Source organism: Sphingobacterium sp. R2, assembly GCF_040760075.1.
Taxonomy (GTDB): domain Bacteria; phylum Bacteroidota; class Bacteroidia; order Sphingobacteriales; family Sphingobacteriaceae; genus Sphingobacterium.
Map to the genome: position 1 here is coordinate 3,507,887 of NZ_CP142884.1, position 22,677 is coordinate 3,530,563.

Here is a 22,677-nt window from a genome sequence, read left to right on the forward strand (position 1 = left end):
CTAAAATAAGTTAAATGATAAATTTTTCGCCGCTAAAGAAAAGCTGATAATGCTATGCGGAAGGTGGGCTTAAATGACCAAATAAGAAATTTAAAATTTATTGTTAATCAGGTTGTTATCGCATAATTTAGTTGACCATCCACAGTAGAATCAAAAGGGTTGAAATTATGGTTAATAATAGGGCTAAAAAATTGTTTAATAATTATAATTTGATTTGTTTATGTTTAATTATTATCTTGGCTTAAAATAGCAGTTATATGATGATCCTAGCAACAGTTCAGATACAAGTAAAGACAACGAATGGAAGTGACCGACCGTTCACGCTATTTTAATGTTAAACTAACTTTTATAAACGAAGGTAATGGCAAAATACGATGTAATGATTATTGACGACGATCCCTACGATATCCGTATCGCAGAAAGCGCATTGCGGTAAATCAAGGAGGTAGGTGATGTGCGCTGTTTTACAAAACCGATTGATGGTTTCAACAGCATCATGGATAATCCCCCGGATGTATTGCTTTTGGATGTGGAGATGCCCGAGATGTCGGGGATGGATCTGTACCAGACACTGCCGCTGGCAAAAAGGCCCCCCGTTATTCTATGTACCAATTCGCAGCAGTATGCTTACGAGGCCATTAAAATCGCCGTGGCCGACTACCTCATCAAACCGGTGAGGTTTCCCGAACTTTTTGTGGCTTTTGAGCGCGCGCTCCATCAGAAAAATGTACACATCAACATGCATGTCCAGAGCGAGCCCATCGGGAAATGGTTTACCTTCAAAAAGATGCATCGATTTGTACTCTTCACTGATATCCTGGCGGTATCGTCCAGTAAAAATTATGCAACCTTTCACCTGCGGCAGGCAGAGGACGATTTTAACTACCGCATCACGATGGACGAGGTAGAAACGATGCTACCAAAAAGTACTTTCGTGCGCATACACCGCGGTTTTATTGTGAGTGTCAACTTTGCCAAGAAAGTTGTCAATCGTAAGATTTTATTTCCTGATCGTACCGATCTCGATATTAGCGTCAGTACGATGGGGCTGATAAGATTACGCCAATACGCCTGATGGGTGTATGGGTTATACACTTTTTATAAACCTTAAATTAATAACAATGCCCAAAAAACAATACCTCAGGGGCTTACTATTAAGTCCGGGGCAAGCCTATGCCCAAAAATTAATCTTGCTGGAACTTATGGCCGTCAAGCGTCAGCTTGCGGCATACCTCGAACTGCGCGAGCAGCTGGAACAGGAAAATATGCTGCTGCGGGATGCCGAATACGTCAAATCGCATGTCGGTATCTCTACCGAAACGCTCTATCGGCTGCAGCGCGATGGACATATCTGTATCGCCAAGCGCGTACACAATAAACGCTACTACCGCGATGTGGATGTGGAGCGGCTGCGCCAACATTACCGTGGCCTGTAGTACGGTCTTCCCTACATTTTTACCTATTGAAATGGAGCTGATTTGAGCGCCGCCCTGCCTGGGGCGGCGTTTTTAGGCAATTGGCCACTTTCTCCCGACCTTTTCCCAACCAATTCCTGCCTTTACAGCAATTTTCATCGTATTGGCTTCGGGTGCCCCTCGGCCCAAATTCGAACAAGACCCGAGGCGGACCCGATAAAATTTCGATGAATGCTGGGAGTTGGTAGCGAGTGAATAGGTTAATAAGGAACCAATAGCTTAATAAGGAATCAATAGGAGAATTAGCTCCTTTTTAGCTTAAATTCTGTCGGTCTCATATTGGTGAGTTGCTGAAAATTGTTGCTAAATGCAGCGATATTGGAATAGCCAATAGCATAGGCAATCTGCGTCATGTTCAGATCGGTATCTTTGATCAATTCCATGGCACGAATAATCCGCAGCATTTTTAAGTATTGAACAAAGGTAATGTGCAGCTTGGTCTGAAATAATCGGGTCAGGCTGCGCACACTCATGCCCGACCACTGCGCAATGGTATCGAGGCTGAGATCTTCATTCAACCGATTTCTAATGTTATCCGTGATGGCATTGAGCCGTTGATCATCTGTTGTCGGCAGCTGGATGGAGAATTTTTTAAGGCTTTCTTTCGATAATACGCCTTTAAGCGTAGTCAAAAACTCAAATTCCCATGAACCGACGCAATAATCACCCTGCCATTTTTCGCTAAACAAGAGCATCTCTGCCAGCAGCCTGCTTACGGGATAAATACCCAGTTCATCATAAAAATCACTTGATTCTTGTGCAGGAAAGTAAATATTGATAATGTACAGATCCTGCGTATTAAACATCAAATTGTGCGGGTAGTGAGCTGGAATCCAGATGTAGTGATTGGAAGGAATATAAAAATTCTTTTCGTCGGTCTGCAGATACGCAATACCCCCATACACCATCAGCAGCTGCGCCTTGTCGTGCTGGTGAGCAGGCAGGCGCTGTTCGGTCTGCTGTCGCATGACGAGGATGGAGTCGGGCTGTTGATCCACACGATTGATTAATTGGCGAAGGCTATCCATGTGGCCAAATTTAGTAAATATTAGGCTAATTATATAAAAATAGGATCTGTGGTGTTGGATAATTTTGCGGTGTTAATCTTCATAAAATCAACATGCAACAAAAAATAATAAAACCGGATAAAAAAATCTTGCCGCATCCATCGGAAGAGACAGACAAAATGTATCGGTATTGGCTGGCTTGTGCCTATACCAGTCCGCTGATGCCCCTATGCGATCTAACGTTTGCTTTTGATGCATGCAACAAGATGCTCAAGCGGTGGTTAAAAAAAAGGAAAGCATTGGCTATGCTATTGCTGTTGGTCGCGCCCGCTATTTGCGCGCAGCAGACAGAAAAAACCGAACCCTTAAGTTTGGAAGAAATGTGGACCGTGGCCGAGAAAAATAACCGGCAGCTCAAACTATCCGACCTTTATCTTCAGCAAAGTAAATTAGAAATATTGGAAGCCAAAGACCGCCTGCTGCCCGAACTATCGGTTGGTGCCGATGTAAAGCTCAATTCCAAATTTCTGATCTATGCCGATGGACTGTTTGCTGCCCCAAAGGATGTGCCGGTAAAAGGCTACGGCTATGGCGTCGGCTACAACCTGAACGTCAATCTGTACAATGGCGGGAAGGACAAAAGGAACATCGCCCTGAAAAAGGAAGAGACCACACGAAAACAGTATGAAGCAGAGCAGCAAAAGCATCGCGTAAAGTATGATGTCGCTGTCGCTTATTTCGATCTCTACAAGTTTTTGCATTTCCACGATTTTCTTGACGCAGAGATCGAAGCGGAGCAAAAGCAAATGCGGTTAATAGAAAGTCTGCATACCAACGGTACTGTGCTGAAGAGTGATGTGCTGCGAACCTCGGTAAAATTGACCGAGTTGCAACTGAACCTTTCCGATGTGACAAAAAAGATTGAAATCGCCAAACAAAGGCTCAATATACTGATGGGGCGTGCAAACGACGCGGCACTGGCAATTAACTATACAGACAGTGCTGCAGTAGATGGTTTCGAAGATGATCGCTACACCGCGTATATAGATCTGGCTTTAAACCAATCCCCGGCATACAAAATAGCCCATAGTGACATCAAATCGAGCGAACTGAACGTCAGGCAGATGAAAGCGATGGTATTGCCCCAAGTTTCGTTGTACGCTCACTATAATTACACCTATCCACAGATTTCCTTTTATCCGTATTCAAATGATCTGTGGGGATTTGGTCAGACTGGTATCAAAGTGCAGTACGCTATTGACAACCTGTTCAAGAGTAAACATACAGTCGCGCATGCCCTGGTGCTCCGTAATGAGGCTCAGGAAAAAGCGAACCTTCAAAAAGATGAGATCTATCTGCAGGTAAAAGAAGCGTATTTACAGCGGCAGCAGGCTTTGGAGCGGGTCAAAACGGCCGAACAGAATATTCTTGAAACCACGGAAACCGTCCGTGTGATCAGAAGCAGTTATTTAAATCAGGAATCATTGCTGACCGACCTGATGGAGGCTGAAAATTCGCTATTGGAAGCAAAATTTAACCTCACAACCGCACAGACAAACGTAAAATTAAGCCATATCAGACTATTGGCCATTGTAGGAATTCTTTAATCAACTATCATGAACAAAAATAAAACAGATCAAATTGTGATCCGCCTGACCCAGGGATTGGGCATTGCTTTATTCGTAGGCATCTTGATTTGGGGAGCTGCCTATTTTTTGAAAGGGTATCGCTATGAGCAGACCAACGATGCCCAGGTAGATGCTTATCTCTCACCCATAAATGCCAAAGTGGGCGGATACATCAGCAAAATCCATTACAAAGACAATCAGCTGGTTAAAAAAGGGGACACGCTTGTCGTCATTGAACTGGACGAGTATGGACTGAAAAAAGATGCCGCATCGGCAGAATTGCGGAGTGCACAGGCCAAATTACCCATATTGGCCGCAAACGAAGAAACGCAACGTAAAAGTATTGCGGTGATCAAAGCTCAGTTGGCGGGAGCGAAAGCCAGATTGCAGCAGCAGCAAAGAGAATTTGGACGCTATAAAAATCTACTGGCAGATGAATCGACCACACAGCAAAAATTTGACAACGTCAGTACTGCGCTATCCATTGCACAATCGGATTACGATCAGGCTAACGCATCGTTGCAGGTAGCCGAATCCAAATTAACTGATTTTAGCGCACAGCAGCGGGCGATAGAGGCAGAGATAAAAATGAAGGAAACCTTGCTACAAAGGCAGGAACTGGACATCCGGTATACAGTTATAACGGCACCTTTTGACGGGCAGATCGGTAAAAAGACAATTCAGGAGGGGCAACTGATACAGCCCGGGCAGATCTTGGCTTTTTTGGTGAACAAGGCCGAAGAAAAGTGGGTGATGGCCAATTTTAAGGAAACACAGGTCGGTAAATTCACCGTCGGGCAAGCGGTAGCGATTGAGGTAGATGCTTTTCCGAAAGAGCGCTTCAACGGGACCATCGAGTCGCTGTCGCCAACAACGGGTTCACGCTACTCGCTACTGCCACCGGATAACGCGACCGGCAATTTTGTGAAAATTACGCAACGTATTCCTGTTCGGATTAAATTAACCGATACGGCTGAAAAGTTAGGAAAACTCTCTGCCGGAATGAATGCCAATGTCTATGTTTTAAAAGCGGAATGATGCAAGCACATAAAATACCGATTTTCAGATCCTGGGTGTCGGAATGGGGGGCGCGATCTGTCATATTTGCCATTCTGATGACCTGCTTATTTAGTTTCGCTTTCTACGGCAGTCCCGTTGCCGCAATGGGATTTTACGGCATACAGCCTACCGATGTACAATATGGCATGGTCGTTATCTATGGTTCTACCGTAGCATTCCTCGCACTCGACTTCCGGATAGTCAAATATTTTGCGCCGAGAAAATACTTGCTGATTGCCCTGGCCATGAATGCATTATGTTCCGTGGTCTGTTTTCATTTTAAAGATTGGACGGTATTTGTTATTTGCCAGTTTTTGCAGGGTATCACCTGCGCATTGATGTCGGGGATTGTGTTGCAGCTTATTTTTCCGAGATTGCATGCGGTGCGCGCCCGGGTAATTGCTTACAGTCTTCTTTACGGCTGTATACAGATTGCTGTGCCGTTCTATGCCATCTACAACAGTGTGATGCTCTATTTCTTTGATTTTAACTGGCTATTCTACGGGTTTATTATCATGCTCATGATCCTGGCAGGGGCGGTGTTGTTAACCATGAACAGTAAAGCCCGGTTTAGCAAAAAGATTCCGCTCTATCAGGTGGATTGGATCGGCTATCTGTTTTACGTATCCTTCATTCTGCTATTGGGATACATCCTGGTTTATGGACGGCAATTGGGATGGTTGGACAGTCCACGCATTTGGATGCTCAGTTTAAGTGATTTGGTTATTCTTTCGCTCTTTATAATCAGAGCATCGAAACTCAAAAGACCCTTGATCAATTTACAGATCTTTAAGGCCAAGAATTTCGTGTCGGGAGTATTCCTACTAATTACATTCTACCTATTCAAAGGAAGCACCGGGCTTGCTTATGGTTACGTGGAGGTGATTTTAGGCAATGATCCATTGAGCACCATTCCGATATGGACAGCTGTCATAGTGGGTACCACGCTGAGTATGTTTGTTACTTCCCGATTTGTCCTGATGGGGTATAATCTGATCCATCTGATTGTTGTTGGCTTTATAATCATGGCGATTTATTATGCCTATATGATCTTATTTGTGTCGGTACAGGGAGAGACGGTCGATTTTCTGCTTCCGCTATTGCTATATGGTGTAGCCACAGGCGTGCTATTTGTTCCGATTGTTTCCTTTACCACATCATCAGCACCGCCGAAAATTGCGATCAATGCCTCGCTTGTTGGGATATTGGCCAGGTTTACAGGTTTTACCTTAAGCTTGGCATTAAACAACGAACTGCAATTAATTGCAAAATCCGGAGTTCGGGAGAGGGTGCGGGAGGCACTGACAGAAACCAACCCGCAATTGCCGCTAACGATGCTCGATATTCAGAACCAATATCTGCATGCCGGCAGCGATATGTATACCGCAAAAGCAGTATCCACAGGCTATCTTAATCAATTGGTAGGGCATCAAATATTGGTCCGTGCTACCCGTGATTATTACGACTGGATGCTAGCAGGCGTGCTGATCGTCATCGTTATCTTAGTATTCTTACCCCAAATACAGCGTGTTGCGTTGCGGTTAACAAAAGGAAATGTGCCTTAAAGCGGCCTATAAAATCGCAACGGCACTGCCTATTTTTTTATTCAAAAAAATAAACGACATTTATAATTGACGACGATAACCTTATAGACTAACAAGTAGACCAATGATATTACGCGAAGTTACACCACTTTCTGATAAAGACTGTTTCATGGTATTTGCCCGAGAGAAGTCTCGCTTTGATTTTCCAATTCATGTCCATTCAGAATTTGAGCTCAATTTCATTGAAAATGCTGCTGGCGCACAACGTATCGTAGGAGATAGTATAGAGGAAATCGGAGACCTCGAACTTACACTGATCGCCAATGCCAACCTCGAGCACGGTTGGTTTGACCATAAATGCCAGTCCACACATATTTCCGAAATCACCATACAGTTTCAGCCGGATTTATTGGGTGAAACGCTACTCAACAAAAATCAATTCCGTTCCATCAAACAGTTGGTAGAAAAGGCAGGGTATGGTGTGACGTTCAGTCTGCAAACCATTCGAGCGGTACAGGAATCGATCAACAAGCTCGCCTATGAAAAAGATGGCTTCCATTCTGTGGTACGTTTGTATGATATCCTGTTTATTTTATCGCAAGATGTACACATGCGCGAACTCTGCAGCCGTTCTTTTCACAGCAGTATCGGGCGGCACGATAGCCGACGCGTTGAAAAAGTATTACGCTACCTCTCCAAAAATTATCAGCAGGAAGTGTCGCTAGGTGAAGCCGCCGATCTGATCGGGATGACCGCTGTTTCTTTAAGTAGATTTCTAAAACAACGGACCGGCAGAACTTTTGTCGATACCTTAAACGATATTCGGCTGGGCCACGCCAGCCGGATGCTGGTGGATACAACACACAGCATTGCCGAAATTGCATTATTGTCGGGTTTTAACAACCTATCCAATTTCAACCGCACCTTTATGAAAAAGAAAGGAGCAACCCCTACAGACTTCCGGACTAAATACCGCAATTCTAAATTCTATTGGTGAGCCTATAGTATACATACGGCTAAAAAAATATAGGTTATACACTCCTTTAAAAAGTCTTAAATGCTATTATTGGTTTAAATAGCATGAGAAGAAGATAAAAAAGTATTAGCCTTGAGTGCCCATTCTTATTAGTTTTGAAAGTAGTTAAAGCAATTTAAATAACCAATTATAAGGGAACTCAAAAATGATCAAAAAAATCTTTTATGCCTGTATGGTTGCTGGCCTTACTCCGATGCTTACTTTTGCCCAAAAACTGCAGCTATCGGGACAGGTAATAAACCAACAGACCAATTTACCGATAGCCGGAGCAACGGTGCGCAACGGCGCAGGAAAAACTGCGCTGACAGACGAAAAGGGCAATTACCAAATTGAGGTCAGTTTAGGAGACAATCTGTATATATCGTTTCTGGGTATGGAGACACGCACGGTAAAAGTCACCGCGCGGCAGTCAATCAGGGTATACCTAAATCCCAAATCTGATGTGTTGGACGAGGTGGTCGTTATTGGCTATGGAACGATAAAAAAGAGGGACATGTCGGGATCGGTTGGCCAGGTAAAAGCCGATGATATTCTGGCCGGAAACCCGGCGCCAAGTATCAATCAGGCACTACAGGGACGGATGGCAGGTGTCACAGTCAACCAGAACGATGGGGCTCCAGGTGCTGGTGTATCCATTACCATCCGGGGGACCAACTCCTTTACGACCAGTTCGCAGCCGCTTTACATTGTGGATGGCATTCCTTTTGAAACAGGGTCAACACCAGCTAGCTCGGCCAATAGCAATAATATGCAGACTTCAAATGCATTAGCCGCCATTAATCCCAATGATATCGCATCGATTGAGGTACTTAAAGATGCCTCAGCTACCGCCATCTATGGATCCAGAGGCGCGAACGGCGTAGTGATCATCACCACCAAAAGAGGCGAAAATGGGGTCGACAAGGTCGAGTTTACGTCAAATTTAAGTGTTTCGAAGTTGGGCAAAAAGATCAAAATGCTCGATCCTTACACCTATGCCAACTACATCAACGAACAGGCCATCAATAGTAAGAAATATGAAGGGCTGAATTATTCCACACTTCCCTATGCCGGAATATGGTCTTATCCGCAACAGGGAAGCTTTGACCACGGTACGTATAATCCATCCCCTGAAGATTTTCTGTCACCGGGATTGCGCACAGACGAACATGGAAACACCTCGATGGTGGAAGGTGCCGACTGGCAGGACGAAATCTATCAAAATGGCTTGCAACAAGAATATAATTTGAGCCTTTCGGGTGGAAGTGATAAAGGATGGCATATGATATCGGGTAACTACCTCAATCAGCGGGGTATCATCAAACGGTCAGACTATAAGCGCATTGCGTTTCGCGCTAATGTGGGACGAAAGGTGCGCAGCTGGCTCGAACTCGGATCAAATATAAACTATTCCAACGGTACAAATAACTTCGCAAAATCGAATGCCTACGATTACGGGATTATACGTTCGGCATTGCTATTCCCGGTAACGTACGGTCCCAACATGTCTACGATCGAGTCCGATCAGCTCAATTGGCTGGCCTCTAATCCTGGGGTGTATGTCAATACGGCAAAAGATCAGCTCAAATCAAATATGATATTCACCTCTTCTTATGCCAGTGTAAAGATTTTACCCAATTTGACTTTTCGCCAGAATTTTGGATTTGGCTATACCAACAACAACCGCAATACCTATTACAACAGAAATACCCAGGAAGGGCGTACACCACGCAATGGAATGGGCGGGCAGAGTGATAACTGGTATCAAAATTTGACGGCCGAATCGATCTTAACCTACGATAAAACCTTCAAACAGGACCATAATCTAAACGCTGTCGCCGGTTTTACCTATGAACGGGCAGACTATGGTGGCAAATCCATGAGCGCCACCAATTTTCCGAATGATATTACAGGAGAATTTAATATGCAAACAGCATTAAATCCGGAGGCGCTCATCAGTAATCGTGGACAGACAGCAATGGTTTCGTTATTGGGACGCGCAAACTATTCGTATAAGGGTAAGTATATCGCTACAGCTTCCATAAGACGGGATGGCTCCAGCCGCCTAACTGTAGGGCAGCAATTTTCAAACTTTCTGTCTGGAGCATTGGCGTGGCGCATGTCCGACGAACAGTTTATAAAAGACCTGAATTTTTTCAATGACCTCAAGTTGCGGGTAAGCTATGGGCAGACCGGTAATCAAGGCGTAAATGCATATCAAACAAAAGCGGTGTTGGGAGTGGCCAATTACCCCATCAATGGAAGTCTCAACAGTGGTTTTGCTGAAGTGGACTGGCGCGGTGCGCTCAATCCCAACCTGAAGTGGGAAGTAACGGATCAATTTAATGCTGGGGTAGACATGGCTTTTTTAAATAACCGGATTCAATTGACAGTGGATGCTTACTACAAAAAGACAAACGGTCTGCTGCAGAATATTCCAATCGGCAGCGATGTTGGTTTTAAGAATATGTGGATAAATTCAACTGGCAATGTCACCAATAAAGGGCTCGAGATAACAGGTAAATTTGCAGCGATAAATCGTGATCACTTCAAATGGAATATTGATGCCAATATTTCCTTCAATCGCAATGAAGTACACGGGTTGAATGCAGACGCCTTTTCGGACAGGCTGTGGTACAATGCAGACAACATCTTCTTGCAGCGCAATGGCTATCCGATCGGAACAATATTTGGCTACGTGGAAGACGGATTTTATGACAATGAGGCAGAGGTGCGAGCAGAAAAAGTGTATGCCAATGAAAGTAACGGTCTGGTAACGTCCAAAATTGGAGAAATCAAATACCGCGACCTGAATGGCGACGGCGAAATTACGACTGCAGACCGCACGGTCATTGGCAATGTCAATCCCGATTTTGTTTTTGGAGTGACCAATAACTTGAAGTATAAGAATTTTACGCTGGGCATCTTCCTGCAGGGATCTGTAGGGAACGATATTTTGAATGCCAACCTGATGGATATGAAAATGGGAAATATTGGCAATATTCCCCAAAAGCTATACGATAGCCGATGGACAGCTGAAAATCCACAGGATGCGCGCTGGCCAAAGGCGGTGGCGGGCTATACACGGACCATGTTGACCTCCAACAGGTACGTCGAAAATGGTTCTTACTTGCGCCTCAAAAATGTCAATGTCGGATACACGTTCAATAATCCTTTCAAAGGTCTCAACGCGCTTTATATCTATGCGAGTGCGACCAATCTCCTTACGATTACAAAATACAGCTGGTTTGATCCGGATGTGAACGCTTTCGCAGGCGACCCTTCACGAAAAGGGGTAGATATCTATTCGTATCCGACGAGTAGAAATTTTTCGCTGGGCTTAAAAGCTGATTTTTAATATTCCTAAACGCTGATGACTATGTTGACAAAAAAAAATAAAACCTATATAACGTATGCTTTACTGGCCCTATTGGGATTGCCGGTTATCGGGGGCTGCGCAAAAATGATTGAGGAGAAAAAATTTGATTTTATCGAACCAGAAAGTATTCCTGATTCTGAAACAGGGGCGGATCAGTGGGTAGCGGGTACCTACAGCAAGCTCTTAGATGATATGTTTCGCTGGAACGTTTTCCCTCCGGCACTCGAGTTTGATTGTGACTACATGTCGGGACCCGATTGGTCGTTCGGCAATTTGGGCGCGGGCAATTTCCAGAATAATGATTATACCAAAATGACTTGGGAAGGACCCTATAATCTCATTCACCGCGCCAACCTGGCGATCGAAAATATTACCCCGATGAAGACGCTGTCGGAACCAGTAAAAAATAATGCAATCGGACAATTGAATTTCCTAAAAGCGTATGCCTATTTTCTGTTGGTACGTGCTTTTGGTGAAGTGCCCATTCACACGATCACCGTCAATGCTGGTGGGGATATCAATCAACCGCGTCAGCCAATACCGACTGTGTATGCACATATCATTGACTTGCTCACCCAGGCCGAGACCATGATGTACAAAAATACAGATGCCGGTTTTCAGCCGGGGCGGGCCTCTGCTGGCGCTGCAGCATCGCTATTGGCAAAGGTATATGTGACAATGGGATCGGGTGCCTTGGCGACAGGTAATGTAAATGTCCGGGGCGGAGTTCCCTTCACCATGAACGGAACTGAAAAAGTGTTTACCAGCCCGGCGACATTTACAGTGAGCAAGAAACAGCTCGCTGGCTATGCGAGTTTGAATGCACAAGAATATTTTACCAAAGCGCGTGATAAAGCCCTTGAAGTCATCAACGGAAAGTATGGTGCTTATGCCTTATTGCCTTATGACCAGGTGTTTTTGAGAGCCAACCGCAACAGCAGCGAAAATATCTGGACGCTGCAGTCGGTGGCTGGCAATGCAAACTACGGAGTACAATTCTCTGCTGGCTATACCGGCACTTATAATGCCAAAGGCAACATTGAAACCGGACTATGGTGGGGAATGCGGGACCATTGGTATAAACTTTTTGAAAGCAAAGATTATCGGATTGTGCGCGGAGTGATGCATCGATGGATCAGACAGGGTGGCGATGCCAGCTGGGGCGGGGGCTCTTATTACCCCAACAATGAAGAATGGACCCGTAAAGCAAAGGGATATACCAATTCGAGCGGTACTTTTGTACCCCCAGAGGCTCCGTTTAACGATGGCGCAAATTATAGAAGTGAAAAATCAGCAGACTTCCTAGCCTATTTAACAAAATATGCGGATGTAAGTGACAATAAAATAGAACGAACAGATGCCGCCTGGTATTTCTTACGTTTTGCCGATGTCCTGCTAATCTATGCCGAGGCAGCCAATGAGGTCGAAAACAGTGGCGCAGCACGCGCCGCAGCGTTGGCCAAACTGAATCAGGTGCGCGAACGAAGTAATGCCACGCCACATCGCCTCAGCGGAGATGGCAACATCGATAATCAGGTTGCATTCCGATCGGCAGTATTGGAAGAGCGTGCGATGGAACTTGCCCTCGAGGGAGACCGCCGGTGGGATTTGATTCGATGGGGCATTTATCTCGACGTCATGAACAGGATCGGCGGGGTAGATGAAGTTGGCGTACTAAAAAGCAGAACGGATAAACACTTGTTGTACCCGATCCCAAATACAGCGGTGGGGATCAATACGAATATTACAACCAATAACCCAGGATGGAATTAATCCACTAGTCTTAGTAAATTATGAAAATAAATAAATCTACATATTTTAGCTTATCGTTGTTGGCGCTGCTGACAGCGGGAGCTTCTTGTCAGAAAGATATTGTGAAATACGACGATAACTACGACAATCAGCTCACTTCAAACGGGGCACCTTCGGTACAGAAGATTTCTACGGCAGCGGATCTCCAAACGGCCATTACAGCTGGCGAACTGACCCAGATGATTGTCTTGCAGGGAGATAATCTGGCGCAGGTGAAATCAATCCGCTTTAACGATGTGGAAGTTGACTTAAAAACAATCTATGCCGTCCGCTCGCGCATCACATTGGCTGTACCCCGGGCCGTACCAGCGGTTGTCACGAATAAAATTACGGTAGTAACAGAAAAGGGATCAACCGACTTCCCCTTCGAGGTTAAGATTCCCAACGTCGTAATTGATGGCTTTTTTAATGAATTTGCGAGCCCGGGAGATACCACTATTGTGTTGGGTAAATATATGGATCTCTACAAATTGAATGAGACGGATGGGCAGTTTATGTTTAATAGCACGAGTATCAAACCAGTTAGGGCCACCAGTGATTCGCTGTATTTCGTCGTGCCGGCTGGCGCACCGGAAGGGGCAGTGATGACGCTGTCCAGCGATTTGATGGAAACACCCAAAAGTATTCGTTACCGCGACAGGGGGCTTCAAATTGTCGATATGAATAGTTTATCGGACTTCATAACAGATGGCACCGCTACGGGTGATCCCAAACCATTACCTGGTTTTGCCAAATTTATACGTTTCCATCAAAGCTCAGGCGCATGGTCCTGGAATCAATTCTTTTGGTCGGGTTTTGATATGCAGGATGCGCAGATAGTTGCCAATCCCAAAGATTATGAAGTACATTTTGAAATCAATACAAAAACGACGGCTCCAATTAGCGTGGGTAATTTTATTATGGATGGCGGACGCAGCCAAATGCGGTGGAATTTAGCAGCAAACGGCTCTTTCAATACCTATGGTAAATGGAAAACGGTACGGCATCCGCTGATCGAATTTTTTAAAGATGATGGCCAGCCAAATGGATCGTATTTGCAAATGGGCTGGAACAACTTTGTCTTCGTTTTTCAGCCAACTGCTGAAACTAACGACGACTTTAGTATCGTTAATATTCGTATTGTTAAAAAATAGGAGGCCGGTTGAAAAGATATGTTTACCCCATGCTGCTGGTAACTATGTTGCTGGCACTGGCTTGCCGATCGGCATGGAACAGTCCACAAGCAGATGATAAAACGGTTATTGCCCAACACGGTCAGCTCCGGGTGTCGGGTACAGCGCTACTCGATGCACACGGCGATACGCTGGCGCTCCATGGCGTAAGCCTGGGCTGGCACAACTGGTGGCCCCGCTTTTATCAGGCGCAGACCATTGACTGGCTTCAAAGAGACTGGAATATACAGGTGGTCCGCGCGGCTATTGGTGTAGAGCCTGATCAGGCGTACTTACAAAACCCCGAGGCAGCGCTGAAGCAGTTATATACCGTGGTCGATGCAGCAATAGCCGCGGGCATATACGTTATTGTTGATTGGCATGCACATCAGCTACATCCGCAAGAAGCCAAGGCCTTCTTTCGCACCGTAGCGCAAAAATATGGCAGTTATCCAAATGTCATTTATGAGATATTTAACGAACCCACGGAGACAAGCTGGGACGAAATCCAAGCCTATGCAAAGGAAGTAATACCTGTTATTCGGTCCATAGATCCAGACAATATCATTTTGGTGGGCTGCCCAAACTGGGATCAGGATATCCATCTTGTCGCCGATAACCCCATCCAAGGATTTACTAACCTGATGTATACGGTACACTTCTATGCAGGTACACATCAGCAGTTTCTTCGCGACCGTGCCGACTATGCGCTGGCCAAAGGTATTCCAATTTTTGTGTCGGAATGTGCGGGGATGAATGCCGATGGTGACGGACCGATAGACCAAAAGGAATGGACAATCTGGAGGGAATGGATGCATCGCCATAAACTCAGCTGGATAGCCTGGTCTATCGCGGACAAAAATGAAAGCTGCTCCATGATTGCGGATGAACAGGTGCCAGCATATGGCTGGTCGGAAAGCCAGCTCAAACCCTGGGGAAAAATGGTGCGACAAGATTTAAAGAGAAACAATAAATGAGCAACGCTGTAAAAACTGCACTGCTAATGCTGCTGTATGGTACGGCAGCATTACACGGTCACGCGCAGCAGCAGGCTATGAATAGTATGGCCTATAATGTTGGTGCCAATTGGAAGTTTCATGCAGGTGAAGGCAAGGACAGCAGCTGGAACGCAAAAAACTATCGGGATCAACATTGGGCAAGCGTGGTTTCTGATAAACCGCTCAAAGAGCAGGGGCAACTGTTACAACAGGGTTTTGGCTGGTACCGCAAGCAACTGGTCTTTCCGGCGCCGATGCAGCAAAAAATTGCCGAGGCAGAAGGCGTGCAAATCGACCTCGGTCAATTTGCAGCCTGTGAAGAAGTGTATGTCAATGGAATATTAGTCGGTAAAACGGGGGAGTTTCCGCCTAATTTTGCCGGCTACTTTGATCAGCAACGTCGGTATTTTGTTCCCCTGGAAGCACTTGATCTTACCGGTGACAATGTGATTGCCATCAAATTTTTTGATGGGTGGAGCGCCAATGGCGGCTTCTTGAATGCAGCTGTAATGACGGTAGAACCCGCTTCAACAGTCGATAAACTTAAGCTGAAAGTTAACGTACAGGATGACGATTATATTTTTCTGGGTGAGGATAGTATCGCCATAGCACCGACTATAGAAAACAAAGGTAAAAAATCGCTGGGTGCAACCGTCAAAATTGTAGTGACCACGGATGCGTATAAACCGGTCAAATCGCAGGAGTTGAAGATCGATATTCCCGCACATGCGACAGCTACCATGGGTACCTTTGGGTTAAAAAATGCAGAGCCGGGATTTTACCGCTACAAGGTGTCTGTGGAGATGGATGGGGGCCAAAAGCTGGAAGAGCAGTTGAACGTAGGTTATGAGCCCGAAAAGATTGCTTCGCCGAACGATGAAGCAGCAGATTTTGATACATTCTGGAAGACCAATAAAGCGCAGCTCGCTAACGTACAGCCTGATTATCAACTGATGCTGATTCCAGAGCAGTCCAAGCTCGATTATGAGATGTACCACGTATCCATGCGCTCGCTGGATAATGAACTGATCATGGGCTACTACGCTAAACCTAAAAAGGCAGGAAAGCACCCCGTCATTGTGGAGTATATGGGCTATGGGTCAAAACCCTATTTTCCGAATCAAAGCTGGGATGGGTTTGCCTATTTTGTACTTTCCATCCGCGGACAGGCATTGAATGAGAAGTCCAATCATTTCGGTACCTGGTTTACCTACGGGATAGACAATAAAAATACGTATTACTATCGCGGGGCATTTATGGATGTGCTGCGTGCGCTGGATTTTGTCAGCTCAAGGGATGAAATCGATGGGGAGCGTATTGCTGTGCGCGGATCAAGTCAGGGAGGCGCATTGTCGGTCGTCGCCGCATCGCTGGATACTCGTGTAAAGGCATTGGCCATTGGTATTCCTTTTTTATCCGATTTTCAGGATTATTTCCAAATCGCGCCCTGGCCAAAATCGGATGTGGATCATTACCGGACACAACATCCGGAGGTAAGCTGGAAAAAGGTGTACCAGACGCTTTCCTATTTCGATATTAAAAATCTGGCCAGCCGAATCCGTGTACCATTGGTCATGGGCATTGGCGTGCAGGACAACGTTTGTCCGCCACATATCAATTTTGCCGCTTATAATCAGGTGAAAAGTGAAAAATCATGGATGGCTTTTCCCCAACATGGACATAGCACCGGGAATGCATTTTACGAGGCTGGATTGGAGCTGTTTCGACGCACCCTCCAAGTTGGAAAAGCAAGATAAATCAAACATACAGAAGAACTTACTTTATATTTAATTCGAATCATGAGTACATTATTTGAACAACGTCTTAAAGACGTTGAAGCAGATTACTTTGCCCTATTGGAAAGAAAAAACTACCCAGTGAAGGACAGCAACGGCATTTACCAACGCTATCATAATCCGGTCATTACGGCGGCGCATACACCGCTGTTCTGGCGATACGACTTAAACGAACAGCGCAATCCATTTTTGATGGAACGATTTGGTATCAATGGAACCTTTAATGCCGGTGCGATCAAATGGAACGATAAGTACCTGTTGGTCGTACGGGTCGAGGGAAATGACCGCAAGTCTTTCTTTGCCATAGCAGAAAGCCCAAATGGAATCGACAATTTTAAGTTCTGGGATTTTCCGGTCGATCTTCCCGAAACGGACAATCCTGATACCAATGTCTACGATATGCGTTTGACGCTGCACGAAGACGGCTGGATTTATGGTATTTTCTGTTCGGAACGGAAAGATCCGGCAGCACCTTCCGGCGATTTATCTTCGGCCGTGGCGGCAGCAGGAATTGTACGGACAAAAGATCTAAAGCACTGGGAAAGGCTACCCGATTTGGTCGCAAAGAGCCAGCAGCGCAATGTGGTGCTGCACCCCGAATTTGTCGACGGAAAATATGCTTTATATACCCGCCCTCAGGATGGGTTTATCGATACTGGAAGTGGTGGTGGAATCGGATGGGCACTGGTGGATACGATGGAGAATGCGATTGTAAGCGAAGAAAAAATTATAAATCATCGGTATTATCACACCATCAAGGAGTTAAAAAATGGCGAAGGGCCCGCACCCATAAAAACGCCGAAAGGCTGGTTGCACCTCGCGCATGGCGTCCGCGCATGTGCTGCTGGTCTTCGCTATGTCCTGTATGTTTATCTGACAGATCTAGCTGCTCCGGACAAACTCATTGCTGAACCTGCCGGCCATCTGATGGCACCAATGGGCGAGGAACGCGTCGGTGATGTTTCAAATGTACTTTTTAGCAATGGCTGGATAGCCGATGACGATGGAACAGTTTATCTTTATTATGCCTCGAGTGATACCCGCATGCACGTGGCCGTATCTTCAATCGAAAAACTAGTGGATTATTGCTTGTCTACAACAGTGGATGGCATGCGGTCAAAAACATCTGTCGAGACGCTGGTAAAGATTATTTCGAAAAACTTAAACCAATAAAATGTTTAAATTTATCGCAAAACGAGAATAATGAGTAAAACGGAACATATTACATTAAAGGAAAAAATCGGTTATGGACTAGGGGATGCCGCTTCGTCCATGTTCTGGAAATTATTTAGCATGTACCTGATGTTTTTCTATACCGATATCTTCGGGATGGAAGCAAAAGTGGTGGGCACCATGTTTCTGGTCACGCGTGTCTGGGATTCTTTGTTTGACCCTGTTATTGGTGTGCTGGCAGATCGTACGCAGTCTAAATGGGGAAAATTCAGACCCTACCTGCTGTATGTAGCGGTACCGTTTGGCGTCATTGGGGTGTTTACGTTCTACACGCCAGCACTTGCCGAAAGCGGCAAGCTGCTGTATGCATATGTGACATATTCGATCATGATGATGGTCTATTCAGCCATCAATGTGCCTTATGCTTCTTTGTTAGGGGTAATGAGTGCATCGCCCAAAACCAGAAGTGTATTGGCCACTTTCCGAATGACTTTTGCCTATCTCGGAAGTTTCGTGACGCTATTGCTCTTCAATCCAATGGTCAATTTTTTTAGTGGCTACAACCCGCATATAGAAGCGCAGCAGCAGGGCTGGGCGATGGCTGCAGCGGTAATTGCGCTCTGCGCCGTCGTTCTATTTCTGCTCTGCTTTGCTTGGACGCGTGAACGGGTTCAGCCGGTAACGGATACGAAAAGTAGTCTTAAGCAGGATATCAAAGATTTATGTAACAACAGTCCCTGGTGGATTTTATTGGGAGCAGGAGTTTCAACATTGGTATTCAATTCGGTTCGCGATGGGGCAGCACTTTATTATTTCAAGTATTATGTCCACGAAGCGCATTATGGTAAAATTGTGTTGCTGAATATTCCCTTTGTGTTGAGTGGCCTTTACCTGGCATTGGGTCAGATCGCCAATATCATAGGTGTAGTTTTGGCGGCTCCATTGAGCAATAAAATCGGGAAGAAAAATACATTTATGTTAGCTATGCTCTTGGCAACAGGAGGTAGTATCGTATTCTATTGGCTCGATGAGAGCCAGATTTGGGGAATTTTTGGCCTGCAGATCGTGATCAGTAGCTGCGCTGGAACAGTGTTTCCATTACTGTGGTCTATGTATGCCGACTGTGCGGATTATTCGGAGTTGAAGACAGGCAATAGGGCAACAGGTCTAATCTTTAGTTCGTCGTCGATGAGCCAAAAATTGGGCTGGGCGCTCGGGACAGCAGTAACCGGATGGTTGCTTGGCTATTTTGGCTTTCAGGCCAACCAGCTGCAGTCGGAGGAGACGCTGAGTGGAATAAAAATGTTTTTGAGCCTATTTCCAGCCATAGGAACAGTATTGTCAATTGTGTTTATCAGTCTTTACCCGCTGACAGACAAAAGAATGCAAGAGATTGCTGCACAGCTTGCCGAGCGTCGCACGTGATTCAAAGAGAAAAGTCGAAACAATGAGAGGTTTTAAAGAAGAAATTGAAAATAATATCCTTCCCTATTGGATGGACAAAATGGTGGACACAGCGAATGGTGGCTTTTTTGGCCGCATTGACGGGAACAATGTATTGCATAGGTGTGCCAACAAAGGAGTGGTGATGCATGCGAGAATCCTGTGGACATTTTCCGCTGCTTACCGTGTTCTACGGCGCGACGCCTACCGGCAGATTGCAGAAAGAGCGTACTGCTATCTTAGGGACTACTTTCTGGATAAACAGTATGGTGGCGTGTATTGGGAACTTGATTTCCGAGGACATCCAGTGAACCGTAAAAAACAAACTTACGCCCAGGGATTTGCACTCTATGCGTTTTCCGAATATTACCGTGCAACGGGGTGCTCGGAGGCACTGGACTATGCAAAAAAACAATTTTATCAGATCGAACGCTGCAAAGATGATGAATTAGGCGGGTACAGGGAAGCTTTTACTGAAGACTGGCAACCCATTGCCGATATGCGTCTCAGCGCGAAAGATGAAAACGAAGCAAAGACCATGAATACCCACCTGCATATTTTGGAACCTTATACCAACCTACTCCGTATATGGATGGATGAAGACCTGATGAAGGCACAGGCTGATTTGATAACCTTATTCCTGGAAAGGATATATAGCGAAGCTACGGGACATCTCCAGCTCTTTTTTGATGAAACATGGCAGGTAAAAGGGGAAGCGCAATCATTCGGACACGATATTGAAGCGGTTTGGCTATTGTTGGAAGCCGCCAAGGTGCTCGGTGATCCGGATCTGCTGGAGAAAGTGAAAGCTGTCGTTATACCTATTGGCCATGCCGCACTGCAGGGTATTTTGCCGGATGGTGGCCTCGCCTATGAACGGAAAGGCGGGCATTGGGATCGCGAACGCCATTGGTGGGTACAGGCCGAAGCAGTGCTGGGGTTTTCATATCTTGGGCAGATGTTGGATGACGGATTCTTTCAGGAAAAAGCAGAAAGCATATGGTCGTATATTCAATCAAATATGGTCGATCACGAAGGAGGTGAGTGGTATTGGAGCAGGCTTGAAAATGGAAAAGTAAATAGAAAAGAAGATAAAGCTGGGTTCTGGAAGTGCCCCTACCACAATGGGCGCATGTGTTTGGAAATGATCGAAAATTTTAGAATGATATGATGAAAAAAAAAGTTGCTTTCTACTTGATCCTGTTCGCAATGCTCTTCAATAATCTTTTGGCGCAATCCAATGGACCTATTGATCGTATGGCCACAAGTGAAACCGTAGCGTTGTACAACTACTTAAAAGCAGTTCAATCAAAAGGAAAAGTCCTTCTGGGCCAACAGGATGCACTTTGTTATGGCCGATATTGGAGGGGAGACTCCAACCGGAGTGATATAAAAGAAATAACAGGCAGTCACCCAGCACTGCTTGGGCTCGATTTTCAACAACTCACACATGAGGATAAGGGCTATCGGGAAAGTGAAACCAAAAGGCTTGTAAAGGTGGTGAAGGATATGTATCGAAGAGGAGGGATTATTACCTTTTCATGGCACATGTCAAATCCTGTAAACGGCGGATCCTACGAATGGAAAAGTAATCCGCAGATTGCCGTGAGCCAAATTTTGCCAGGGGGCACTTCGAATGCTGTTTATCAATCTTATCTTGATCGGATAGCTGATTTCTTGGCGCAGTGTAAGGGTCCGAATGGAGAAGCTATTCCGATTATTTTCAGACCTTTTCATGAGTTTGATGGCGATTGGTTTTGGTGGGGAAAAGGGCATGCTACTAAGGAAGAATTTGTTCAGTTATGGCGCTATACCGTTCACTATCTGCGAGAAGAGCTGGGCGTTCACCAAGTGCTCTATGCATTTTCCCCCGACTGTAAGTTTTACACCCGGGCGGAATATCTTGCTCAATTTCCAGGTGATGGATATGTCGATATTCTAGGCATGGACAATTATTGGGATTTTCGGCCTGATGGTGCCAATCATCCAGCAGCAGCCGGAATGAAGATGGAAATTGTTTCGGCTTTAGCAGTGGAAAAAGGTAAGATTGCGGCATTGACTGAAACGGGTCTCGAACGGATTACCGATCCAAACTGGTTTACTACGATTTTGCAACCCATCTTAACGAAATGGCCAATGGCATACTGTATGCTCTGGCGGAATGCAGACGATATTGCGACCCATTATTATGTACCTACCAAAGATCATCCGGCAGCAGGAGATTTCAACAAATTTTGTCAATCAGAACATATCCTTCTTCTAAACAACAGCAGGCCATTTTACCATGCAGTACTAAAATGACATAGACTATCCTGCTTACCCGCACCATGCGCTTCATTTTGATTGCCGGATTCCTCCGGCATAATACAATTCTAGTGTGCAGCCGGTTGTGCAGCCAGTCTATGATCAGTCAAAAATACGAAGCCTATCGGTCAGCGCTCGGTCATTCATTGTGATGGTATTTGTTGTTGATTTAAAGTGTTTTATGTTTGTTATGTCAATCAGAAATACCGGTATGAAAAAAGGGTTGACGATAACACATGGGAACTATTGTACATGGAGCAAACGGAGGCTTTAAGGGTAAAGCCGGCTCCGTAATCGGAAGTAGCTGGAAGAGTATCAACTACATTAAAGGGCTTTACAAAAAAAGAACGAAGCCCGCATCAGAAGCACAGATGATGCAGCAGGAAAAATTCAAAACGCTGATGCGTTTCCTACTGCCCATCAACTTCTTTTTAAAAATTGGCTTCGGCCTTAAAAACACAGAAAAATTGACACCGATCAACGCGGCATTTCAATTTAATCTGAACAGGGCCATTACGGGCGTTTATCCAAACTATGCGCTCGACTATGGCAACATCAGCATTGCAGACGGGGGCCTGTACGGTGGTGGAACGGTAGCAGTTGCCTACGATTCGGGCGAATTGACCTACAGCTGGTCGACGGGCGGTAGCGACGTTTTCGAAACCTTTGGTGACGATCTAGTCTATGTGCTGGCTTACCACCCCGAAAAGGATGAGTTTATCTCTTCCACCAAGCCAAGTACGCGGGAGACGGGGGTGGTATCCTTTATGGTGCCTGACCATCTCACGACTGGTTCGGTGCACACCTGGTTATTTTTGTCCAACCGTTCAAAAACGAAGGTGTCTAAAAGCGTGTATCTAGGCGAGCTACAGCTGATCTAATGTTAACGGGCT

General features: G+C 45.4%; 17 protein-coding genes. 16 read left to right on the forward strand and 1 reads right to left on the reverse strand.

Annotated features, from left to right (window positions below; translation table 11 throughout):
* The first annotated feature begins 454 nt into the window (after positions 1-454).
* Positions 455-1,075, forward strand: a complete 621-nt coding sequence (locus VXM68_RS14480; protein WP_367209141.1) for a LytR/AlgR family response regulator transcription factor — start codon at positions 455-457, stop codon at positions 1,073-1,075.
* 46 nt (positions 1,076-1,121) lie between these two features.
* Complete coding sequence (locus VXM68_RS14485) at positions 1,122-1,436, forward strand: MerR family transcriptional regulator (protein ID WP_367209142.1); 315 nt, start codon at positions 1,122-1,124, stop codon at positions 1,434-1,436.
* 281 nt (positions 1,437-1,717) lie between these two features.
* On the opposite strand, the gene VXM68_RS14490 is transcribed toward VXM68_RS14485, so the two are convergent.
* Complete coding sequence (locus tag VXM68_RS14490) at positions 1,718-2,503, reverse strand: helix-turn-helix domain-containing protein (protein ID WP_367209143.1); 786 nt, start codon at positions 2,501-2,503, stop codon at positions 1,718-1,720.
* Between the two features lie 92 nt (positions 2,504-2,595).
* Between VXM68_RS14490 and VXM68_RS14495 the strand changes: the two genes are divergently transcribed.
* The 14 genes from VXM68_RS14495 (at position 2,596) to VXM68_RS14560 (ending at position 22,665) form a co-directional block, all read left to right on the forward strand.
* Positions 2,596-4,089, forward strand: coding sequence for a TolC family protein (locus VXM68_RS14495; RefSeq protein WP_367209144.1), 1,494 nt, complete (start codon positions 2,596-2,598; stop codon positions 4,087-4,089).
* Positions 4,090-4,098: 9 nt separating this feature from the next.
* A complete protein-coding gene (locus VXM68_RS14500; protein WP_367209145.1) occupies positions 4,099-5,148 on the forward strand; it encodes an HlyD family secretion protein in 1,050 nt (349 codons plus the stop codon).
* On the forward strand, positions 5,145-6,734 hold the full coding sequence (locus VXM68_RS14505) for an MFS transporter (RefSeq protein ID WP_367209146.1): 1,590 nt from the start codon (positions 5,145-5,147) through the stop codon (positions 6,732-6,734). Before VXM68_RS14500 ends, VXM68_RS14505 begins: the two co-directional genes overlap by 4 nt.
* Before the next feature lie 103 nt (positions 6,735-6,837).
* The gene (locus VXM68_RS14510) at positions 6,838-7,710 is read left to right on the forward strand and encodes a helix-turn-helix domain-containing protein (RefSeq protein WP_367209147.1); all 873 of its coding nucleotides are present in this window, start codon (positions 6,838-6,840) and stop codon (positions 7,708-7,710) included.
* A 184-nt stretch (positions 7,711-7,894) separates the two neighbouring features.
* The gene (locus VXM68_RS14515; protein ID WP_367209148.1) at positions 7,895-11,086 is read left to right on the forward strand and encodes a SusC/RagA family TonB-linked outer membrane protein; all 3,192 of its coding nucleotides are present in this window, start codon (positions 7,895-7,897) and stop codon (positions 11,084-11,086) included.
* Positions 11,087-11,107: 21 nt separating this feature from the next.
* Positions 11,108-12,880, forward strand: a complete 1,773-nt coding sequence (locus VXM68_RS14520) for a RagB/SusD family nutrient uptake outer membrane protein (protein WP_367209149.1) — start codon at positions 11,108-11,110, stop codon at positions 12,878-12,880.
* 20 nt (positions 12,881-12,900) lie between these two features.
* Positions 12,901-14,052 (forward strand): glycan-binding surface protein, encoded by a 1,152-nt coding sequence (locus tag VXM68_RS14525; RefSeq protein ID WP_367209150.1) that lies wholly within the window; start codon positions 12,901-12,903, stop codon positions 14,050-14,052.
* 8 nt (positions 14,053-14,060) lie between these two features.
* Positions 14,061-15,047, forward strand: a complete 987-nt coding sequence (locus tag VXM68_RS14530) for a glycoside hydrolase family 5 protein (protein ID WP_367209151.1) — start codon at positions 14,061-14,063, stop codon at positions 15,045-15,047.
* Positions 15,044-16,825: an acetylxylan esterase gene (locus VXM68_RS14535; RefSeq protein WP_367209152.1), complete on the forward strand. Its 1,782-nt coding sequence runs from the start codon at positions 15,044-15,046 to the stop codon at positions 16,823-16,825. Before VXM68_RS14530 ends, VXM68_RS14535 begins: the two co-directional genes overlap by 4 nt.
* 42 nt (positions 16,826-16,867) lie before the next feature.
* Positions 16,868-18,037, forward strand: a complete 1,170-nt coding sequence (locus VXM68_RS14540; RefSeq protein WP_367209153.1) for a glycosidase — start codon at positions 16,868-16,870, stop codon at positions 18,035-18,037.
* A 30-nt stretch (positions 18,038-18,067) separates the two neighbouring features.
* Entirely contained in the window at positions 18,068-19,462 is a 1,395-nt protein-coding gene (locus tag VXM68_RS14545; protein ID WP_367209155.1) for an MFS transporter, read from the forward strand.
* A gap of 22 nt (positions 19,463-19,484) precedes the next feature.
* Complete coding sequence (locus VXM68_RS14550; RefSeq protein WP_367209157.1) at positions 19,485-20,651, forward strand: AGE family epimerase/isomerase; 1,167 nt, start codon at positions 19,485-19,487, stop codon at positions 20,649-20,651.
* Entirely contained in the window at positions 20,648-21,781 is a 1,134-nt protein-coding gene (locus tag VXM68_RS14555; RefSeq protein ID WP_367209158.1) for a glycoside hydrolase family 26 protein, read from the forward strand. The genes VXM68_RS14550 and VXM68_RS14555 overlap by 4 nt, the downstream gene beginning before the upstream one ends.
* 239 nt (positions 21,782-22,020) lie before the next feature.
* The gene (locus VXM68_RS14560) at positions 22,021-22,665 is read left to right on the forward strand and encodes a DUF6266 family protein (RefSeq protein ID WP_293880513.1); all 645 of its coding nucleotides are present in this window, start codon (positions 22,021-22,023) and stop codon (positions 22,663-22,665) included.
* Positions 22,666-22,677: the final 12 nt, after the last annotated feature.